14 protein-coding genes and 1 pseudogene are annotated in these 17,495 nt (G+C 64.0%); 8 read left to right on the top strand and 7 right to left on the bottom strand.

The window, feature by feature from the left end:
- The coding region (locus tag VN004_RS07000; protein ID WP_325608354.1) for a tripartite tricarboxylate transporter substrate binding protein at positions 1 to 637 on the top strand (637 nt) is incomplete at its 5' end.
- A 28-nt stretch (positions 638 to 665) separates the two neighbouring features.
- Entirely contained in the window at positions 666 to 1,124 is a 459-nt protein-coding gene (locus tag VN004_RS07005; protein WP_325608356.1) for a cupin domain-containing protein, read from the top strand.
- Positions 1,125 to 1,332: 208 nt separating this feature from the next.
- Here VN004_RS07005 and VN004_RS07010 read toward each other — a convergent pair whose 3' ends face one another.
- On the bottom strand, positions 1,333 to 2,310 hold the full coding sequence (locus VN004_RS07010; RefSeq protein WP_325608358.1) for a tripartite tricarboxylate transporter substrate binding protein: 978 nt from the start codon (positions 2,308 to 2,310) through the stop codon (positions 1,333 to 1,335).
- 128 nt (positions 2,311 to 2,438) lie between these two features.
- On the opposite strand from VN004_RS07010, the gene VN004_RS07015 reads away from it, so the two are divergent.
- Positions 2,439 to 3,620, top strand: a complete 1,182-nt coding sequence (locus tag VN004_RS07015; RefSeq protein WP_325608360.1) for an FAD-dependent monooxygenase — start codon at positions 2,439 to 2,441, stop codon at positions 3,618 to 3,620.
- A 143-nt stretch (positions 3,621 to 3,763) separates the two neighbouring features.
- On the opposite strand, the gene VN004_RS07020 is transcribed toward VN004_RS07015, so the two are convergent.
- Together VN004_RS07020 and VN004_RS07025 are read right to left on the bottom strand one after the other, a co-directional pair.
- Positions 3,764 to 4,753, bottom strand: a complete 990-nt coding sequence (locus VN004_RS07020) for a hypothetical protein (RefSeq protein WP_325608362.1) — start codon at positions 4,751 to 4,753, stop codon at positions 3,764 to 3,766.
- A 109-nt stretch (positions 4,754 to 4,862) separates the two neighbouring features.
- Complete coding sequence (locus tag VN004_RS07025; protein ID WP_325608364.1) at positions 4,863 to 5,519, bottom strand: glutathione S-transferase family protein; 657 nt, start codon at positions 5,517 to 5,519, stop codon at positions 4,863 to 4,865.
- A gap of 124 nt (positions 5,520 to 5,643) precedes the next feature.
- Here VN004_RS07025 and VN004_RS07030 point away from each other — a divergent pair, with 124 nt between their 5' ends.
- The 5 genes from VN004_RS07030 (at position 5,644) to VN004_RS07050 (ending at position 12,859) form a co-directional block, all read left to right on the top strand.
- The gene (locus VN004_RS07030; protein ID WP_325608366.1) at positions 5,644 to 6,855 is read left to right on the top strand and encodes a polyhydroxyalkanoate depolymerase; all 1,212 of its coding nucleotides are present in this window, start codon (positions 5,644 to 5,646) and stop codon (positions 6,853 to 6,855) included.
- A 251-nt stretch (positions 6,856 to 7,106) separates the two neighbouring features.
- The gene (locus VN004_RS07035; protein ID WP_325608368.1) at positions 7,107 to 8,942 is read left to right on the top strand and encodes a methyl-accepting chemotaxis protein; all 1,836 of its coding nucleotides are present in this window, start codon (positions 7,107 to 7,109) and stop codon (positions 8,940 to 8,942) included.
- A 202-nt stretch (positions 8,943 to 9,144) separates the two neighbouring features.
- Positions 9,145 to 9,633 (top strand): chemotaxis protein CheW, encoded by a 489-nt coding sequence (locus VN004_RS07040; protein ID WP_325608370.1) that lies wholly within the window; start codon positions 9,145 to 9,147, stop codon positions 9,631 to 9,633.
- Between the two features lie 105 nt (positions 9,634 to 9,738).
- Entirely contained in the window at positions 9,739 to 9,957 is a 219-nt protein-coding gene (locus VN004_RS07045; RefSeq protein WP_325608372.1) for a hypothetical protein, read from the top strand.
- Positions 9,958 to 10,054: 97 nt separating this feature from the next.
- The gene (locus tag VN004_RS07050; protein WP_325608374.1) at positions 10,055 to 12,859 is read left to right on the top strand and encodes a methyl-accepting chemotaxis protein; all 2,805 of its coding nucleotides are present in this window, start codon (positions 10,055 to 10,057) and stop codon (positions 12,857 to 12,859) included.
- A gap of 45 nt (positions 12,860 to 12,904) precedes the next feature.
- On the opposite strand, the gene VN004_RS07055 is transcribed toward VN004_RS07050, so the two are convergent.
- From VN004_RS07055 to VN004_RS07070, 4 genes and pseudogenes are all read right to left on the bottom strand, one after another.
- Positions 12,905 to 13,855: a nitrilase-related carbon-nitrogen hydrolase gene (locus VN004_RS07055; RefSeq protein ID WP_325608376.1), complete on the bottom strand. Its 951-nt coding sequence runs from the start codon at positions 13,853 to 13,855 to the stop codon at positions 12,905 to 12,907.
- 100 nt (positions 13,856 to 13,955) lie between these two features.
- Positions 13,956 to 14,783, bottom strand: a complete 828-nt coding sequence (locus tag VN004_RS07060) for a CmcJ/NvfI family oxidoreductase (RefSeq protein WP_325608378.1) — start codon at positions 14,781 to 14,783, stop codon at positions 13,956 to 13,958.
- A gap of 102 nt (positions 14,784 to 14,885) precedes the next feature.
- On the bottom strand, positions 14,886 to 16,946 hold the full coding sequence (locus tag VN004_RS07065; protein ID WP_325608380.1) for a bifunctional aldolase/short-chain dehydrogenase: 2,061 nt from the start codon (positions 16,944 to 16,946) through the stop codon (positions 14,886 to 14,888).
- A 19-nt stretch (positions 16,947 to 16,965) separates the two neighbouring features.
- A pseudogene (locus VN004_RS07070) lies at positions 16,966 to 17,495 on the bottom strand (hypothetical protein); the annotation flags it as partial.

Here is a 17,495-nt window from a genome sequence, read left to right on the forward strand (position 1 = left end):
CCCCGGCGATTTCAAGGCGGCCGCGGTGGTCGCAACGACGCCCAATCTCATCATCGGCGCCCCGAACTTCAAGGCGAACAACCTGAAAGAGGCGATCGAGGCCGCGAAGACTGAAAAGCTGACTTACGGCACCGCGGGCGCAGGCACCACGCCGCATCTGTCCGCCGAACGTATCTTCAAGCTGGAAGGCAAGGTCGATATTCCGCATGCGCCGTTCACCGGCGCGGGCCCCGCAACGCAGGCGGTGATCGGTTCGCATATTCCGCTCGCCAGCGTCGCGCTGTCGGCGGCGGTCGAGAACGTCAAGGCCGGGCAGGTCAAGGGACTGGCCGTGACCAGCAAGGATCGCGTGAAGTCGCTGCCGGACGTGCCGACCGCGCGCGAACTCGGCCTCGGCGAAGCCGACGACACGACGTGGGTCGTGCTCTTCGTGCCGTCGAAGACGCCCGATGCGGTGATCCAGAAGATCAACGATGGCGTCAACGCCATGTTGAAAGATGCCGACATGCAGGCCCAGCTCGAGAAGATCGGCTTCATGGCGGTTGGTGGATCGGCCAAGGATGCCGATGACTATGTGAAGTCGGAGACGAGCCGCTGGGGCGACATCATTCGCCGCATTGGCCTCGAACCGAAATAACCGAACGAGAGAGTGGCAAAGAGTGTCTATGCAAGTTCGTCGTGTCGTAACCGGCCACAAGGCCGATGGAAAAGCCACCGTCCTGATCGACGAGGTGTCGAAGGACGTTGTCAATCCGCGTGAGGGCTGCACCTTCTTCAATATCTGGTCGACGGCGCTGCCGGCCGACAACAATGACGATCGCGATGGTGCCAAGCAGATCATCGGCACCGCGATGAAGGATCGTGCGGTGTTTCGCGTGATCGAATATCAGCCGGGCGTCGCGCCGCGCAATCACCGCACCAATTCGATCGATTTCGCGGTGGTGCTGTCCGGCGAGATGGACATGGAGCTCGACGATAACGAGATCGTGCATCTGAAGGCGGGGGACGTTGTGGTCCAGCGCGGCACCATCCACAACTGGGTCAACAACAGCGACAAGCCCTGCGTGATGGCGTTCGTGCTGATCGACGCCAAGCCGTCCGGTTCGCTCGAGCCGACGGGCTGATCGTTATTCCGGGGCGCGGACGTTACGTCCGCGAACCCGGACACACGACACATTCCGATCTCATCCTGAGGAGGCGGCGAAGCCGCCGTCTCGAAGGATGAGGTCGGCCTTCGCGACGCATTGCCAAGGGTCGCGGCCCGTCGGCAATGCTCCTCGGGATAAGGCCGACGGAGCGGGGACGACCGCGTGTTTGCTGCGACCGTCGGAGCTATCCTCCGATCTTCACATTGGCGTCGTCGATCACCCTCTTCCAGCGCGCGACGTCGTCGCGCAGATATTTCGCAGTCTCCTCGGTCGAGCCGCCGACGACTTCGGCCGACAATTTCTTCAGCCGCTCCTGGATCGACGGATCGCGCAGTGCCTCGTTGATGTCGGCATTGATCTTCCGCGTGATCTCCTTCGGCGTCCCGGGAGGCGCGACCACCGCATACCAGGCAACCGATTCAAAGCCCGGCAAGGTCGAAGCGACCGTCGGCACGTCCGGCAGCGACGCCATCGGCTTTGCCGTGGCGACAGCGAGCAGCCTGAGCTTCCCGTCCTGTACCAGCGGCAGCGACACCCCGAGATTGTCGCACATGAAATCGACATTGCCGGCGACGAGGTCCTGCAATGCGGGCGCCGTGCCGCGATAGGGGACGTGCTGCACTTTGACGCCCGCCATCAATTGCAGCATCTCCGACGTCAGATGTGAGGTCGTACCGTTGCCTTGCGTTGCGGACGTGACCTTGCCCGGATTGGCTTTGAGATAGGCGATGAATTCAGGGAGAGTCCTGGCGCTCACCCGCGCGGGATTGACGATCACCCCGTTCGGCACCTGCGCCATGATGATGATCGGCTCGAACTTCGAGGCGTCGAATTTGAGGTTCTTGTAGAGATTCTGGTTAATCACAAGCGGCGGCGGCGGAGCCGAAAGCAGCGTGTAGCCGTCGGGATCGGCGCGATAGGCTTGCTCTGAGCCGATATTGCCGGCGGCGCCCGTCGGATTTTCGATGACCACCGGCTGCCCCCATTTCTTCGAGAGCCAGTCGCCGATCAGCCGCGGCACCGCATCCGCCGTGCCGCCCGCCGGGAACGGCACGATGATCTTCACCGGACGGTTCGGATAATCCTGCGCGGCAAGCGGGGTTGCCGCTGCTGCGGCAGCGCAGAGGGCAAGAGCGGCGCAAAAAGCGCGAATGGCGATCATGGCGTTCTCCCGGGCGTTCTTGTTCTGGCAGACTTGCCCGAGACTAACTTGAAAGCCCCGGCCATCCGAAGCATTTTCATGTCGCAGTGACAGAAGCCTCTTGATGTCGCAGCAGGAGGAGTGACGGCATGACACGCTCGCGTCCCAGTGTGGCGATCGTCGGCGGCGGGATCGGTGGATTGTTTGCCGCCAACGCGCTGATCGCACATGGCCTGCAGGTGAAGGTCTATGAGCAGGCGCCCGCGCTCGGCGAAGTGGGGGCAGGGGTTTTCATCACGCCGAACAGCGTGCGCCAGCTCGAGCGGGTCGGCCTTGGCCCGGCCGTGGAAAAATGGGGAGCGCGCTGCGGCTCAGGCTCGCGCTATTTCCGCGACGATGGCAGCACCATCGCGCCGGTCCAGGTGACGGATTCATCCGGCTGGAACGCGACATTCGGCATGCATCGCGCCGATCTCGTCGGCCTTCTTGCCGCAGGACTGCCGGCCAATGTGGTGCATACCGGACACCGCGCGGTCGGGTTCTCGCAGGACGACGATGTGGCGCGCGTGCGCTTCGACAACGGGACGGTGGTTGAGGCCGACGTCGTCGTCGGCTGTGATGGCATTCATTCCGAGATGCGCCCGTTTGTGTTTCCGCCATCCGATGCGGTGTTTTCCGGAACGGTCGCCTATCGGGGGCTCGTGCCGCATGCGGCGGTGCCGGACTGGCCGCAGAATGCATGGCAGATGTGGCTCGGGCGCGGGAAGCATTTCCTCGTGTTTCCAGTGCGCGCCGGCGAACTCGTCAATTATGTCGGCTTTGTTCCAGCCGACGAGCAGATGCGGGAAAGCTGGACGGCGCAGGGCGATCCGGATGCGCTGCGCGCGGAATTCGCAGGTTGGGATCCGCGCATCGAAGGCTTGCTGAAGCAGGTGCAGTCCACCTTCAAATGGGCGCTTTATGATCGCGAGCCGCTGCCGACCTGGACCAAGGGGCGGCTGACGCTGCTCGGCGACGCGGCCCATCCGATGCTGCCGCATCTCGGACAGGGCGCGAACCAGTCGATCGAGGACGGCATGGCGCTGGCCACGATCCTGTCGCGGGCTGATCGCAAGTCCGCGCCCGCCGCGCTTATCGCCTATGAAAAGCTGCGGCGCGAGCGCGTCGCCGGCGTCCAGCGCGGCGCCCGCGAGAACGGCTTGCGTTACGACACGATGCACGGCGATGTGGCCAAGCGCGACGCCGAGATCGTCGCCCATGCCTTGTTCCGCAAGACGATCTACGACCACGATGTGGTGGTCGGCGCGAAGGACGTGGCGGCGGCGCTCTGATCTCCGCTCCTTCCCGGAAGATTCTCGGTTCCCGCTTTTGCGAGGACGATCGGAGCGATGGGTTGCTTCGGCGCTGCGCGCTCTCGCAATGCGCTCGGTGATCCTCATGCTGAGGGTGGAGAGGGCGCGCACAACGCTCGCGGCTAGCGGCCTTTGCGGTCGAGACCGTCCTCCGGGATCGACCATTGCCGGCGCAACTCGCGCAGCGGCGTCTCGACATAGGCCCAGAAATCCCAGCCCGGCGCGAAGGTGTCGATCGTTGCGGTCTTGCCGCCGGCATAGGCGTGCCAGAATTCCTCCGGATCAAGCGTGCCCTGCGCGGATTTCGCGACCGGATTGATCTGAATGCCGAGATGCCAGGAGAAGATCACCGGCAGGATGTGGCCGGCCATCGGGAAATGCGGATGCATGCCGGCAGTGAAGGTCGAGACCAGCAACTCGCCGCGCGGCGTCGTGTCGTAGCCTGAGACGACATGTGCGGTGTCGTGCGGAAAGCCGAAACCGGCATTGAGGCCGGTCGGCTCGCCGGGAAAGGCGTAACCGTTGTTGCGGTAATGATTGTAGAAGGCGAGCCCGAAGCTGCCCTCCGGCAATGCGCCGAGTTTCCGGCATCGTTCGGCGAGCGCCGGATCGGGCGATTTGTCATAGGGCAAGAGCCAGGCGGTCTCGTCGGCGTCTTTGAACTCCTTGCCGGTGATCGAGGTGAGATTGGCGCGCACCATATCGGCCAGCGCCTGTTTCACATGTCCGCTGGCGGCTTCCGCGATCTCGTCGATATAGCGCTCGTGCAATCCGAGCGCCTTGGCGTAGTCGAGGACGTTGGCGATCTTCGCCTTGTCGAGCCGGCCGTCGATGAAGGCCATCACGGTTACGAATTTCAACGCGTCTTCACGCAACGCCGGTTCGCCGATCGTTGCGGCGAGCGTATCGGGCGAGGCCGGCTTGAGGTTCGCAAGGTCGAGCGGCTGCGTCTGGCCGAACATGTAGAGCGAGGCGGCGCTCAGCGCGCGGCCGTCGGCTTCGCTCAATGACCCTGAGGTTTCGGCGACGCGGCACATCGCGCCGAGGATGGCTGCGACCTGCTGCGGATTGGCGGCCGAGACGAATGGCTTCACGTTGAGTTGTGGCGGCATGGCGTCCTCCGTTGAGGGGACCATCATCCGTCATTACAGGCGGCTTGCGAAGCGTTTCCCGCGACGTGCTGTCCGCTTGGCTTCAACGAAGAGGGTGGCGCGGGACAGATCAGAATTCAACGTCGAGTTCTTCGACCTCGTCCGGTTCCTCCTGCGCCGCCGCGATCCATTCCTGCATCAGCGGCATCGCCATGATGGTCCTGCAATAGCCGGTGCAGGCGCTGTCGAGCTTGACGTCATAGGTGACGAAGCGTGTGCAGACGGGCGCATACATCGCGTCCGCCATGCTCGGCGTTTCCCCGAACAGGAACGGACCGCCATAGCTTTTGAAACATTCGTTCCAGATGGTGACGATCCGGTCGATATCGGCCTGCGCGCCCGCCCAGACTTTGAAATTCGGATAGCGCGCCTTCAGGTTCATCGGCAGCGCCGATCGCAAATTCGAGAAGCCGGAATGCATCTCGCCGGACACCGAACGGCAATGCGCGCGGGCGATGCGTTCCCTGGGCAGCAGCCCGGCGTCGGGATTGAGCTCGTTGAGGTAGCCGCCGATCGCCAGGGTGTCCCACACCTTGACGCCGTCATGGGTGAGCATCGGCACCAGGAAGGAGGGGGACAGCAGCAGGAGCTCCGCCCGCACGGAGGGGTCGTCGCTGTTCACCATGACCGGCTCGAAATCGATGCCAGCCAGCTTGCACAGCAGCCATCCGCGCAGCGACCACGATCCGTAATTGCGGCTGCTGATCGTCAACGTGGCTCGCGGCATCGAACGTCCCCTCGAATCGGGCGCAAGCCCGTCCGTCATGCTCCGGCCCGGAATTATCTCGCAGTGCGGCAAAAAATGCACTAGGCTTTTGCGGTGCAACAGGGGCGGCGGGGGCCGCGGGGGAATGCTGTATCAGGCCTATCAGGCGACTGCCGACATCATGTTGCCGGTTCGCGCATTCGCCGGCTTCGCGCTGTCGGCCCATCAAGCCGTCCCGCACCTCAATGGCTCCCATTTCCGAAACCTCACAGCCGCCTATGAACTGATTTCGCGGGCCCGTCTGACCCACACCCGGCCGGATTACGGCATCACGAGCATTTCGGTCGGTAACCGGGAGGTCGAGGTGACCGAGGAGGCGGTGCATGCGACGCCCTTCGGTACGCTGCTGCGGTTCAGGAAGGACATCGACGCCGCGCAACCGCGGGTGCTGGTGGTCGCGCCCTTGTCCGGGCATTTCGCGACCCTCTTGCGCGGCACCGTTCGCACCATGCTGCCGGAGCACGACGTCTACATCACCGACTGGCATAATGCGCGCGACGTTCCGACATCGGCAGGCCGTTTCGGGTTCGAGGATTACGTCACCCACCTGATCGAGTTTCTCGACGTGATCGGCCCCGGCGCCCATGTCGTGGCGGTGTGCCAGCCTTGTGTCGCCGCGCTCGTTGCCGCGGCGGTCATGGCGCAGGGTGATCATCCGGCGCAGCCGCATTCGATGACGCTGATGGCCGGGCCGATCGACACCCGCGTCAACCCGACCAAGGTCAACGAACTCGCCAAGAGCAAGCCGATCTCATGGTTCGAAAAGAACCTGATCGCACGTGTGCCGTTTCGCTATGACGGCGCCTTCCGGAAAGTCTATCCGGGTTTCGTCCAGCTCACCGCGTTCATGAGCATGAATATCGAGCGCCATGCCAAGGCGCATCGCGAGCTCTACGAACATCTTGCCAAGGGCGAACTGGAGAAAGCCAAGGTCACCAAGGATTTCTATGACGAATATTTCGCGGTGCTCGATCTCACTGCGGAATTCTATCTGGAAACCGTCCGGCTGGTGTTTCAGGAGCATCGGCTACCGCTCGGCACGCTGACCTATGACGGCCAGCTGGTCGATCCGAAGGCGATCCGGCGCACCATGCTGCTCACCGTCGAGGGCGAGCGCGGCGACATCTGCGCCGTCGGACAGACGCTTGCCGCGCATGACCTGTGTTTGGGATTGCGGCCTTATCGCAAGCGTCACCACATGCAGCCCGGCGTCGGGCATTACGGCGTGTTCAGCGGCAAGAAATGGGAAGCACAGATCTATCCCCTGGTCCGCAATCTCATCCTGGCCGCGGAATAGGAGAGCGGTAGAAAATTGATCAGGATCAAATTTAATTCGAAATTAAGACAATTGATGGAACTTTAGACTCATACGGGTTGAGAAAAGTCCAACTGGCGGCGGGATTTCAGATCCGCGCCCCACATGTTCGCAAAAAAGGTCTCGTCCCCACACCGCCGCGCGAGTGTGCGTGCGAACGCATGCGCGCGCGAGGTCGACATGTGGGCAAGCGGATTTTTCACCAAGCAGTTTTGGAATGGAGAGACGGCAGCATGTCCTTCTTCAATCGTGGAAGAGGATCGGGTCACGGCGCATCGGCCGGCCCCGGTAAATATAACCTCGAGCATCTGAAGGGCGGGCTCGCCGAGGGCATCACCTCAGCGCTGATGATGATCGATCGCGACTTCGTCGTGACCTACGTCAATCAGGCGACCAAGGACCTGCTCTCGACCCACGCCGATGAGTTCCGGACGATCTGGCCGAATTTCAATCCGCAAGCCATCGTCGGGACCTGCATCGATGCCTTTCACAAGAATCCGGACCATCAGCGCCGGATCCTCTCCGACCCGTCACGGCTTCCGTTCAAGACCGAAATCACCGTCGGAAACCTGAAGGTCTCGCTGCTGGTCACAGCGAGCTTCGACAAGAACGGCGCTTATGTCGGCAATGTCCTCGAATGGAAGGACGTGACCGAAGCCCGCCTGAACGAAGGCATTCTCGCCGCGCTGAACAAGGCGCAGGCCATCGTCGAATTCACAATCGACGGCAGCGTCGTGCAGGCCAACGAGAATTTCCTCAACGCGATGGGATATTCGCTCGACGAGATCAAAGGGCGCCATCACAGCCTGTTCTGCGAGCCGGCGACGGTGCAGAGCCCTGAATACGCGGCGTTCTGGGCGAAGCTCAAGCGCGGCGAATTCGATGCGGGGCAATACAAGCGGATCGGGAAGGGCGGCAGGGAAGTCTGGATCCAGGCGAGCTACAACCCGATCCCGGATGCCAATGGCCGTCCGTTCAAGGTGGTGGAACTTGCCAGTGACATCACCGCGATGCGCGTCGCCATCGAACAGACGCGGGAGGTGGTCACTGCCGCCAGGAACAACGATCTCAGCCAGCGCATTCCCATGGCAGGAAAGACCGGCGAACTGGAGATGCTGTGCGGCGGGGTGAACGACCTGCTCGACAGCCTCGCCGAGGTGATTGGCACGATCAAGTCGACCTCGCAGGAGGTGTCGAGCGCGGCCCGTGAAATCTCGGCCGCGACCACCGATCTGTCGCAGCGCACCGAGGAACAGGCCGCGAGCCTGGAAGAGACGTCGGCCTCGATGGAGCAGATCGCGGCGACGGTGAAGAAGAATGCCGAGAACGCGACCCATGCCAACAACCTGACCCGCAGCACGCGCGAGGTCGCCGATCGCGGCGGCGAGGTGGTGGCCGAAGCGGTTTCGGCGATGGCACGGATCGAGGAGTCTTCACGCAAGATCGCCGATATCATTTCGGTGATCGACGAGATCGCCCGGCAGACCAATCTGCTTGCGCTCAATGCCGCGGTCGAGGCGGCGCGCGCCGGCGAGGCCGGCCGCGGCTTTGCGGTGGTCGCGTCCGAAGTGCGCAGCCTGGCGCAACGGTCGTCGCAGGCCGCCAAGGACATCAAGGAGCTGATCACCAATTCGTCGGGTCAGGTTCAGGACGGCGTGCAACTCGTCAACCGCGCCGGCGCCTCGCTGAAGGAGATCCTGGAATCCATCAAGGAGGTGGCCGGCATCGTCGCGGATATCGCCACCGCCTCCGCCGAACAGGCCAGCGGAATCGAGCAGATCAACAAGGCACTGGCCCAGATGGACGAGGTGACACAGCAGAACTCGGCCATGGTCGAGCAGAACGCTGCGACCTCACGCACGCTCGAACAGCAGGCGAGCGCAATGGATGAGCGGATGAGTACGTACAAGCTGACGAGCGCCGACACCGCGCAGGTGGTGACGAAGTTGCGCCAGCGTCCTGCACCGCGCAAGCCCGCGTCCGTGCCGGTTCGAAAACCCGCTGCGCGCCTCGTTGCACGCACGGCTGGCAGTGCTGCTGTCGCCAGCGACGAGTGGGAAGAATTCTGAAATGACGCGTGCCCCAACGGGGCCGATGGCGCCGGCGTAGTGATACGCCGGCGCTTTTTGTTGCCCTACCGTGGCACCATTTAGGCCGGTATTAAGACTTGTCTGCCACCGTGGCCGCGAACAGGCGTGGCAGAAGCCATTCTGCGCGGATCGTCTCGCGCTGCACGGTACCCGTGCCTCGCCGCACAGGATGGTGCATGATATGAATGATGCCGCGAACCAGGCGCTTACCGGCCGCTCGAAGGACTCCGTCACCGCCGAGTTGATCAGCTTCGCAATCGGCGACGAGCAATACGGCGTCGACATCATGGCGGTGCGCGAGATCAAGGGCTGGTCCGAGATCAATCATCTGCCCGGTCAGCCCGATTATGTGCGCGGCGTGCTCAACCTGCGCGGCGTCATGGTCCCGATTGTCGATTTGCGTTGCCGCTTCGGCGGCGGGCTGACGGAAGCGAACGCGCTGCATGTCGTGATCATCGTGCAGATCGGCGATCAACAGGTCGGCCTGCTGGCGGATCGTGTTCTCGACATCGTCGCGTTCGAAAGCGCGCAGGTGCAGCCGGTGCCTGCTGTCGTGCGCAACGGCCGCACCGAATTCCTGTCGGGCCTCCTGACGGTGGATGCAGGGATGATCGCACTGATCAACCTGTCGCATCTGCTCGATCACGAGATCTCTGCGCAAGCCGCCTGAATTGTCTCGCGCGCACTCGTGCCGTTAGGAAGAGGTTTACTGCAACCGGTCATGATCCGTCATAACCGCGAGGCCGGGTGCCACGCATCCTAGAATGGGGTGTTCATGCGTGCAGTGATGGTGTTAGCCGCGACGGCGGCGACGATCGGCTTTAATTCAGCGCAAGCCGAAACCGGCGTTTCTCCCGATACGATTGTGTTTGGTCAGGCCGCGGTGCTGGAGGGTCCCGCATCGGCGCTTGGGCTCATGGTCTTCATGACCGTCATCCAGCCGGACGGCTCCTTCAAGGCGGTGGACCGGCTCATCCGATTGTCCGCGAACTGAGGACGCGGTCTTAAGCAGCATTGCACGATTTCATCTGACAAGGACGTGGGCCTGCGCGGATTGGCAAATTCCGCGTCAGGGGGAAATGGGGGACTTTATGAGTTCGAAGGGTGTGATGGGCCGGGGTGCGGGGATGCTCAATCCGGCGCGTCTTGCAAAGGCCGGGATCGGCTCCAAGCTTCTTTTGGCATTCGGCGCGGTCGCAGCAATGACGGTGATTGCGTCGGTTGTTGCGATCCTGTCCTTCCGGTCGGCCGAGCACAGCGTCGCGCAGATCTCGGAGCGCGAAGTTCCGCTGATGACCGAGGCGCTCCGCCTTTCGGTGATGTCCGGCGAGATTTCGGCGGGAGCGGCGCGATTTGTGGCCGCCGACAATGTGCGCGACCAGCGTCAGGTCGCCTCGCAGATCGAGGATCGCAGCCTGCAGCTGCGCAGCCTGATCGAGAAGATCCGCTCCCAGGCCGATCAGAAGACCTTCGGGTCGGTCGACGTTGCGGCGCGGCTCCTTGAAAACAACCTGTCCGACCTCGACACCGTGATTCAGGCGCGCACCAGCCTGCGTGCGCTCCTCGACCGGCGGCTCGACGAACTGCACCGGCTTCACAACCAGGTCACCGAGAACCTCACGCCGGTCGTCAACGCCTCCTATATCAGCGCCGTCAACAAGGCGGAGGATATCGGCAAGGCCGGCGACAAGACCATCAAGTCGCTGGTCGATGACGGCGTGCAGCGCATGCAGGCGGTCGTCCAGATCGGAACCGAAACCAATCTCGCGACCGGCCTCCTGACCGCAGGCGCCCTGACATCGTCGCCGGCGATCCTCGCCATGCTCGAGGATCGCTTCACCGCGTCCGCACGCAGGGCCGAAAAACACCTTGCATCACTACCGAAGACGAACCGCTATAACGCCTTGCGGGAGCGTGCGGCCGGCCTCCTGAAGCTTGCCGATTTCCGCAATGTCAGCACCGCCGGCAACGAGTCGGCGCGTTTGCAGAATGTGTTCCGCGCGCATGAAGGGCTCGCCAACGTCCTGATCACGCTGATCGACGATCTGAATTTCGACACCGTGACGGCGGGCGAGCAGACCGTGAAGCGCACCGGCACGCTGGTCCGCGAATTGATCGACGACCAGCTGGTCAACTTCCGCAATGCGCTCGAACTCAAGATCCAGACCCATCTCCTCGCAAGCCTGATGAGCGAGGGCGCGGTGGCGAAGACCGAAGCCCAGCTGAAGCCGATCATCGAGCGCTACAATTATTCGGCCAATTCGATGATGCTTGCGGCGCAAGGCGTGACCGATGAGGCGCTGCGCAAGGACATCGACGCGCTGCTGGCGCTCGGGCAGGGCAATGACAGCGTGTTCAGCCTGCGCCAGCAGGAACTGGGCGCGAATGCCGGTGCCGCGCGCGTCATCAATGAAAACCAGAATATCCAGAAGCAGCTCGACCAGGCGGTTTCGGGTCTCGTGAAGGAAACCGAAACCGGGATGAAAGGCGGCACGGCATCGCTGATGGCCGAACTCGCAAACAGCCGCATGTTGCTGATCGCGGTCGCCATCCTGTCGCTCTTGGCGGCGGGCGCCATCGGCTATTTCTATGTGCAGCGCAGCCTCGTGCGCCGGCTGAGCAACACCTGCGAGACCATGCGTCGCCTCTCTGCGGGCGACAACAATGTCGCGATCGCCGGCACCAATGACAGCGACGAGATCGGCGACATGGCGCGGGCCCTGACCGTGTTCCGTGACGCCGCGATCGAAAAGCAGCGCCTCGAGATGCGAGCGGCCGAGGATCGGCGTCTCGCGGAGGAGGAGCGTGCCCGCAACGACGCGGCGCGGGCCGAAGCGGCGCGCCAGGTGGCGCTGGTGGTCGACGGCCTCGGCCGCGGTCTGGAGCGGCTCGCGCAAGGCGATCTGACCTATCGCGTCCGGGACGACTGGGCGGGCGAGTACCGCAAGATCCAGGACGACTTCAACAACGCCATCGACCAGTTGCAGGACACCCTGACCGCGATCGTGGAATCGACGCGCGAAGTGTCGAGCGCATCGGCCGAAATTTCGTCCAGCACCACGGATCTGTCGCAACGGACCGAGGAGCAGGCGGCCAATCTCGAAGAAACCTCCGCGTCGATGGAGGAGATTTCCGCCACCGTCCGCAAGAATGCGGAGAATGCGCAGCAGGCCAATGGTCTGATGCAGGGCACCCGCGAAGTCGCCGGCCGCGGCGGGGAAGTGGTGTCTCAGGCTGTCGCCGCGATGAGCCGCATCGAGGAAAGCTCACGGAAGATTTCCGACATCATTTCGGTGATCGACGAAATCGCGCGCCAGACCAATCTCCTGGCGCTCAATGCCGCGGTCGAGGCGGCGCGCGCGGGTGAAGCCGGCCGCGGCTTTGCTGTCGTCGCGTCCGAAGTGCGCAATCTTGCCCAGCGGTCGTCGCAGGCTGCCAAGGACATCAAGGGCCTGATCGATCACTCCTCGATGGCCGTCAATCAGGGCGTCGATCTCGTCAATCGCGCCGGTGCGTCGCTGAACGAGATCCTGCAAAGCATCAACGAGGTGGCCGCGCTGGTCGCGGACATCGCCAATGCGAGCGCGGAGCAGGCGCTCGGCATCGACCAGATCAACAAGGCACTCAGTCAGATGGACGAAGTGACCCAGCAGAATTCTGCGCTGGTCGAGGAGAATGCGGCGACTGCCAAGACGCTGGAGCACCAATCGACGGCGCTCGACGGGCGGGTCGCGGCGTTCCGGCTCTACGAAGGCGAGACCGTGACCGCGCCCATGGAGGCATCCGGTCCGGCGCGTGCTTCGCTTGCGATGCGCAGGGGCGTGCGCGGAACGGCGCGGCAGATGCAGACCGCGCTTGCGACCGCCGTCGCCCAGGACGAATGGGAAGAGTTCTGACACCTGTCTCGCGGTGCGCCTTTGGAGGCGCACCGCGTTCGCCCGTCAGGGCTTTTGCGACGTTACGACCGCCGGCATCGGCTGTTCGTTGACATGCAGCCGGAAAATGTCCGGCCGCGCATAATGCCCGACCACGTCGAAGTCGAACTTGGCGCGCGGAATTTCGCCAAGATCCAGCTCCGCGGTCAGCACGCATTCACCGTCGAAATTAGGTCCCGCCAGCACCTCGCCGAGCGGACTGATGATGCAGCTGCCGCCGCGCGAGATCACCGTATCGGGCGCGCTTCCGTGGCTCGGCTCGTAATCCGCCGGAAAATCGCTGCGGCGCGAGAACTGGTTGCAGGACAGAACGAAGCAACGGCCTTCCAGCGCCACATGCTGCATGGTCGGCAGCCAGGTCGGACGGCCATCCGCGGTCGGCGCGCAATAGATTTCGATATTCTTCGCATACATGGCTGTGCGCAGCAGCGGCATGTAGTTTTCCCAGCAAATCACCGCGCCGATGCGGCCGAGTTCGGTGTCGATCACCGGCAGGGTCGATCCGTCACCGAAACCCCAGATCAGCCGTTCCATCGCGGTCGGCATCAGCTTGCGGTGTTTGCCAAGGAGCCGCCCGTCCGGTCCGAAGAAGACGGCGGTGCAATACAGCGTGCCGCCATCGCGCTCGATCACACCGACGACGAGATGCATCGCATTCTCGCGCGCCACTTCGCCGATGAAGTCGGTCGCGGGGCCGGGGACCTCGATCGCGGACTCGTAATAGCGCCGGAACCAGTCGCGGCCGGCCGGGGTGCGAACGCCGACCCGCGCGCCGAAATCGAAGCCGCTCGGATAGCCGGAGACGAAGGCTTCCGGAAACAGCACCAGCTTCGCCTTGCCCTTCGCAGCATCTGCGGCCAGGTCGCGCAGCTTTTCCAGGGTGCGCGCGCTGTCGAAGGCGACCGAGGCCGCCTGCACCACGGCGACCGGGACCGGCGGGGAATTGCTGATCGTCATGGGCGCGTCCACACCTTTCGCTGACCGTCTGAAATGTCAGCGCAAAGTCTTCCACGGACGACGCGCGGCGTCCATGCTTTGAGGTTGTGCAGGACGGCTTTCAGAAAAACGCCAGCGTCCGGATCTCGATGCTTTCGCGCGGCCGGGCATCCGGCGGCGATGTCGGATCGTCGAAGGCGGTATGCGCCGTGAAGCGCGCGCGGCCATCCTTCAGCGAGTCATAGACCTTGAAGACGATGGCTTCCTCGCGGCGCTGCAGCGGATACCAGAACCACTGGTGGTCGGGATTGTAGCTGATCGAATAGGTTTGGCCGATCCGGTTCGGGTGCCGGCGCTCGGTGACGATCAGGTCGTCCGGCGACAGGCTCTGCGCATCGCACATCGCGAGCGGGAAGGTTTCCACCGGATAGCGCAATGGACGCCACACCTGGATGATGGCGAAGTGGCCTTTCAGCAGCGTCTCGGCCTCGTCCGGCAGGAGGTCGCGTACCCGCTGCGGTCCCGACCATTCGGTGTAGTCGTTGTGCACGCGGGGCACGACCTCGCGGATCTTGCGGGCCGTACGATCAGATTCATCCGCGGTGCGCAGCGTGTGATCGAACACGACGACTCGCTTTGCGCCGCTTTGCCGTTGGATGAGGTCGATCACCTCCGGATAATAGACATCGCGGATCTGCGTCTCGTCATAGAAATCGGCGACTTCGGTTTCGTGCCAGACCAGCATGAAGCCTTCGCCGTCGAGTGTGGTCTCGCGCCGGCGGCCGTTGCGGATGACGACGGAGCGGGGATCGAGGGTTCCGAGCGTGCGCATTTCGGTCGAGCCGCCGCCGACCGGTTCGACCACGATCTTCTGACCGTCATTTTTCACATAGTTGAGCGTCGCCTCGATCGAGGCGATCTCGCGGGTCTGCGTGGCAAGCTGCGTCATGGCGTCATCCCGGCGTGATTGCAGGTGCAATGTAAGCGGCGATACGGGGTCGGGGAAGGGCGGGGCGACGCATGGCGAGGCCGCGTTTCGTGGGCGGACAGTTCAGCGCAAAGCCGCCGCGATATTGCCGCCATCGACGGTCGTCACGTCGGCCGTGGTCTTCAGGGCCAGCGCCTGATGCAGGAAGGCCTGCGCGACATCGTCGGCTGTGACTTCGCGGCGCAAGAGATTGCCGGCCATGTAGTCCGCTTCGCTGACCCCGCGCGCCTTCGCGCGCTGCGCGATGAAATCGTCGGTCAGGAGGCCGGAGCGGATGCGGTCGGCATTGACCGCATTCGCGCGGATGCCGTCGGCACCGTAATCGAGCGCGTATTGCCGGGCGAGAAACAACGTCGCCGCTTTCGGCAATCCGTAAGGTCCGAAATCCGGGCCGGGATTGACCGCCTGCTTCGACACGTTGAACAGAAGGCAGCCGCCCGTGCCCTGGGCAAGCATCATCCGGACCGCATGCTGCGCGACCCGCTGATGCGAGAAGAAGTTCAGTTCGAAACTCTTTCGCAGCGTCGCGTCGTCGACCGCTCCGATCTTCCCCTGGAACGCAGCCCCGGCATTCGACACGAGGATATCGACGCCGCCGAAGGTCTCGGCGATCCGCTCGAACGCCGTGCGCACCGAGGCATCGTCGGTCACGTCGCAACGGATCGAGAGCGCGGTTCCGCCGAGCTTTCGGGCATTGTCCACCAGCGCGCCGCCGTCGATGTCGAGAAGCGCGATCTCGGCGCCCGCGGCGGCAAAGGCTTTCGCCGTCGCCGAACCGATGGCGCCAGCGGCGCCGGTGATCGCCACCACCTGACCGGCGAGCGGCAATTCCTTTGCGGCGCCGAGCTTCGCCTGCTCCAGCGACCAATATTCGCAATCGAACATGTCGGCTTCATCGATCGGCGAATAGCGGCCGATCGCTTCGGCATGGGTGATGCCTTCGACCGCAGCCTCGGCGAGGTCGGCGGCAACACGGGCGTCCTTCTTGCTGCGGCCGAGCCCGAACAGGCCAAGGCCCGGCACGAGGATCACGTGCGGCGCCGGATCGAGCATGATTTTCGTTCCGCCAACGCGTGCGTTGTTGCGCTCGAAATACGCGCGATATTGCGCGGTGAAGGCGTCGGCGGCGGCGCGCGAAGCGGCACGAAATTCGCCAAGCTCCGCCGCATCGGGCGCTGGCGCAATCATCGGCCAGTTCTTGGTGCGGATGGTGTGATCGGGCGTGATCACGCCCGCCGTTGCATAGCGGGCGACCTCGGCGCCGTTGACGAAATTGAGAATCGCTTCGCTCGTTCGGAAATCGAGGATCAGCCGTTTCCACGCGCCCTGGACTTTCGGATCGGGCAGGGCGACGGCTCCGCGCAGGATCGGCGCGATGGACGGCAGCGCACCGATGTCATCGGGGAGCGAGGCACTGACAAAGACCGACTTGCGGTTCTTCGCAAGCCGCGCTTCCGCCAGCGAGACCATCTCGATCATGCGCTCATAGGCTTCGCGCGCGCTGTCGCCGAAGGTGAACAGGCCATGCTTGTCGAGGATCAGACCCTCGACATTCGGATCGGCTTCGAAGACCTGCGCCGATTCCTTGGCGAGCGCGAAGCCCGGCATGATGTAGCGCACGAAGCCCATGCGGCTGCCATAGACCTCATCGCACAGCTCGCGGCTGTTCTCCTGATCGATGAGGCCAAGAACCGCCGTGGCATGCGTGTGGTCGACATAGCTGTGCGGCAGGAAGGCGTGGAGCAGCGTCTCGACCGACGGATTGGGCGCCATCGGATCGATCAGATTGGCGCGCTGCACGCGGACCATGTCCTCGTCGGACAACGCATCGCGGGCCCGCACCTTGCGCAACGGATCGAGCCGCACGGCGGGCAGGCCCGCGGGCTCGATGCGGCCCATGTCCCAGCCGGAGCCCTTGACGCAGAGCACGTCGACAATGTCGCCATTCAGGTCGGCGACCTTGGTCTTCACCGAGGTGTTGCCGCCGCCATGCAGGACGAGCGAAGGATCGCTGCCGAGGAGCCGCGTCGTGTAGACGCGCAGCGCCAAGTCGGCTGCGATCCCATCGGCCGCATAGCGCGCGACCATCGCCTGCGCGTCGGCCTCGCTCCACGCGCTTTTCATGTCGGACTCCGCGCGGAGATCAGGCCCGCCTCGACCACCATCCCGTGCGCCGCGGCTTGTCCGATGCTTCGGCCGGGGTCGATTCCCGGACTTCGGCCGGGGGCGAGGGCGGGCTGCTGGGCGGCGGCGGCGTATAGACGGTGTCCTCGATCGAGCCGAAGGCGGGGGGCGCTTCGCGGACCGTCGACCTGCGCCGCGGGGGTTGCTGAACCTCCGGCTCGGCTTCGGATCGAACCGGACCATTCATCGCCGCAGGCGCCTGGGCGACCGCCACAGGCTCAGCGGGTGCCGTTTCAGCCGCCGTAACGGAGGTTTCGGCCACAGTGATCGCGATGGCGGCCGGTTGCGGCTCGGATGGCTGGAGATCGGATTCGCCGGCGGGGCCCGCCTCGCTCTCGCTTTCGGCGGCGCGTGCGGTCTCGTGCTCCGGCGCATCGGTCGCCTCGGCGTCGCGATCCTTGCGATTGCGCCGGCCGCCGCGGCGACCGCGCCGGCGGCGGCGCTTGTCGCCATCGCCGTGGGCGCTGACCGCCTCGGCTTCTTCCTCGG

This window comes from Pseudorhodoplanes sp. (genome assembly GCF_035565855.1).
In the GTDB taxonomy this organism is placed as follows: domain Bacteria; phylum Pseudomonadota; class Alphaproteobacteria; order Rhizobiales; family Xanthobacteraceae; genus Pseudorhodoplanes.

Bases quoted from the DNA above. Each gene is read 5' to 3' on its own strand.
- VN004_RS07005 (WP_325608356.1), top strand. From the start codon at position 666: ATGCAAGTTCGTCGTGTCGTAACCGGCCACAAGGCCGATGGAAAAGCC.
- VN004_RS07010 (WP_325608358.1), bottom strand. From the start codon at position 2,310: ATGATCGCCATTCGCGCTTTTTGCGCCGCTCTTGCCCTCTGCGCTGCC.
- VN004_RS07015 (WP_325608360.1), top strand. From the start codon at position 2,439: ATGACACGCTCGCGTCCCAGTGTGGCGATCGTCGGCGGCGGGATCGGT.
- VN004_RS07020 (WP_325608362.1), bottom strand. From the start codon at position 4,753: ATGCCGCCACAACTCAACGTGAAGCCATTCGTCTCGGCCGCCAATCCG.
- VN004_RS07025 (WP_325608364.1), bottom strand. From the start codon at position 5,519: ATGCCGCGAGCCACGTTGACGATCAGCAGCCGCAATTACGGATCGTGG.
- VN004_RS07030 (WP_325608366.1), top strand. From the start codon at position 5,644: ATGCTGTATCAGGCCTATCAGGCGACTGCCGACATCATGTTGCCGGTT.
- VN004_RS07035 (WP_325608368.1), top strand. From the start codon at position 7,107: ATGTCCTTCTTCAATCGTGGAAGAGGATCGGGTCACGGCGCATCGGCC.
- VN004_RS07040 (WP_325608370.1), top strand. From the start codon at position 9,145: ATGAATGATGCCGCGAACCAGGCGCTTACCGGCCGCTCGAAGGACTCC.
- VN004_RS07045 (WP_325608372.1), top strand. From the start codon at position 9,739: ATGCGTGCAGTGATGGTGTTAGCCGCGACGGCGGCGACGATCGGCTTT.
- VN004_RS07050 (WP_325608374.1), top strand. From the start codon at position 10,055: ATGAGTTCGAAGGGTGTGATGGGCCGGGGTGCGGGGATGCTCAATCCG.
- VN004_RS07055 (WP_325608376.1), bottom strand. From the start codon at position 13,855: ATGACGATCAGCAATTCCCCGCCGGTCCCGGTCGCCGTGGTGCAGGCG.
- VN004_RS07060 (WP_325608378.1), bottom strand. From the start codon at position 14,783: ATGACGCAGCTTGCCACGCAGACCCGCGAGATCGCCTCGATCGAGGCG.
- VN004_RS07065 (WP_325608380.1), bottom strand. From the start codon at position 16,946: ATGAAAAGCGCGTGGAGCGAGGCCGACGCGCAGGCGATGGTCGCGCGC.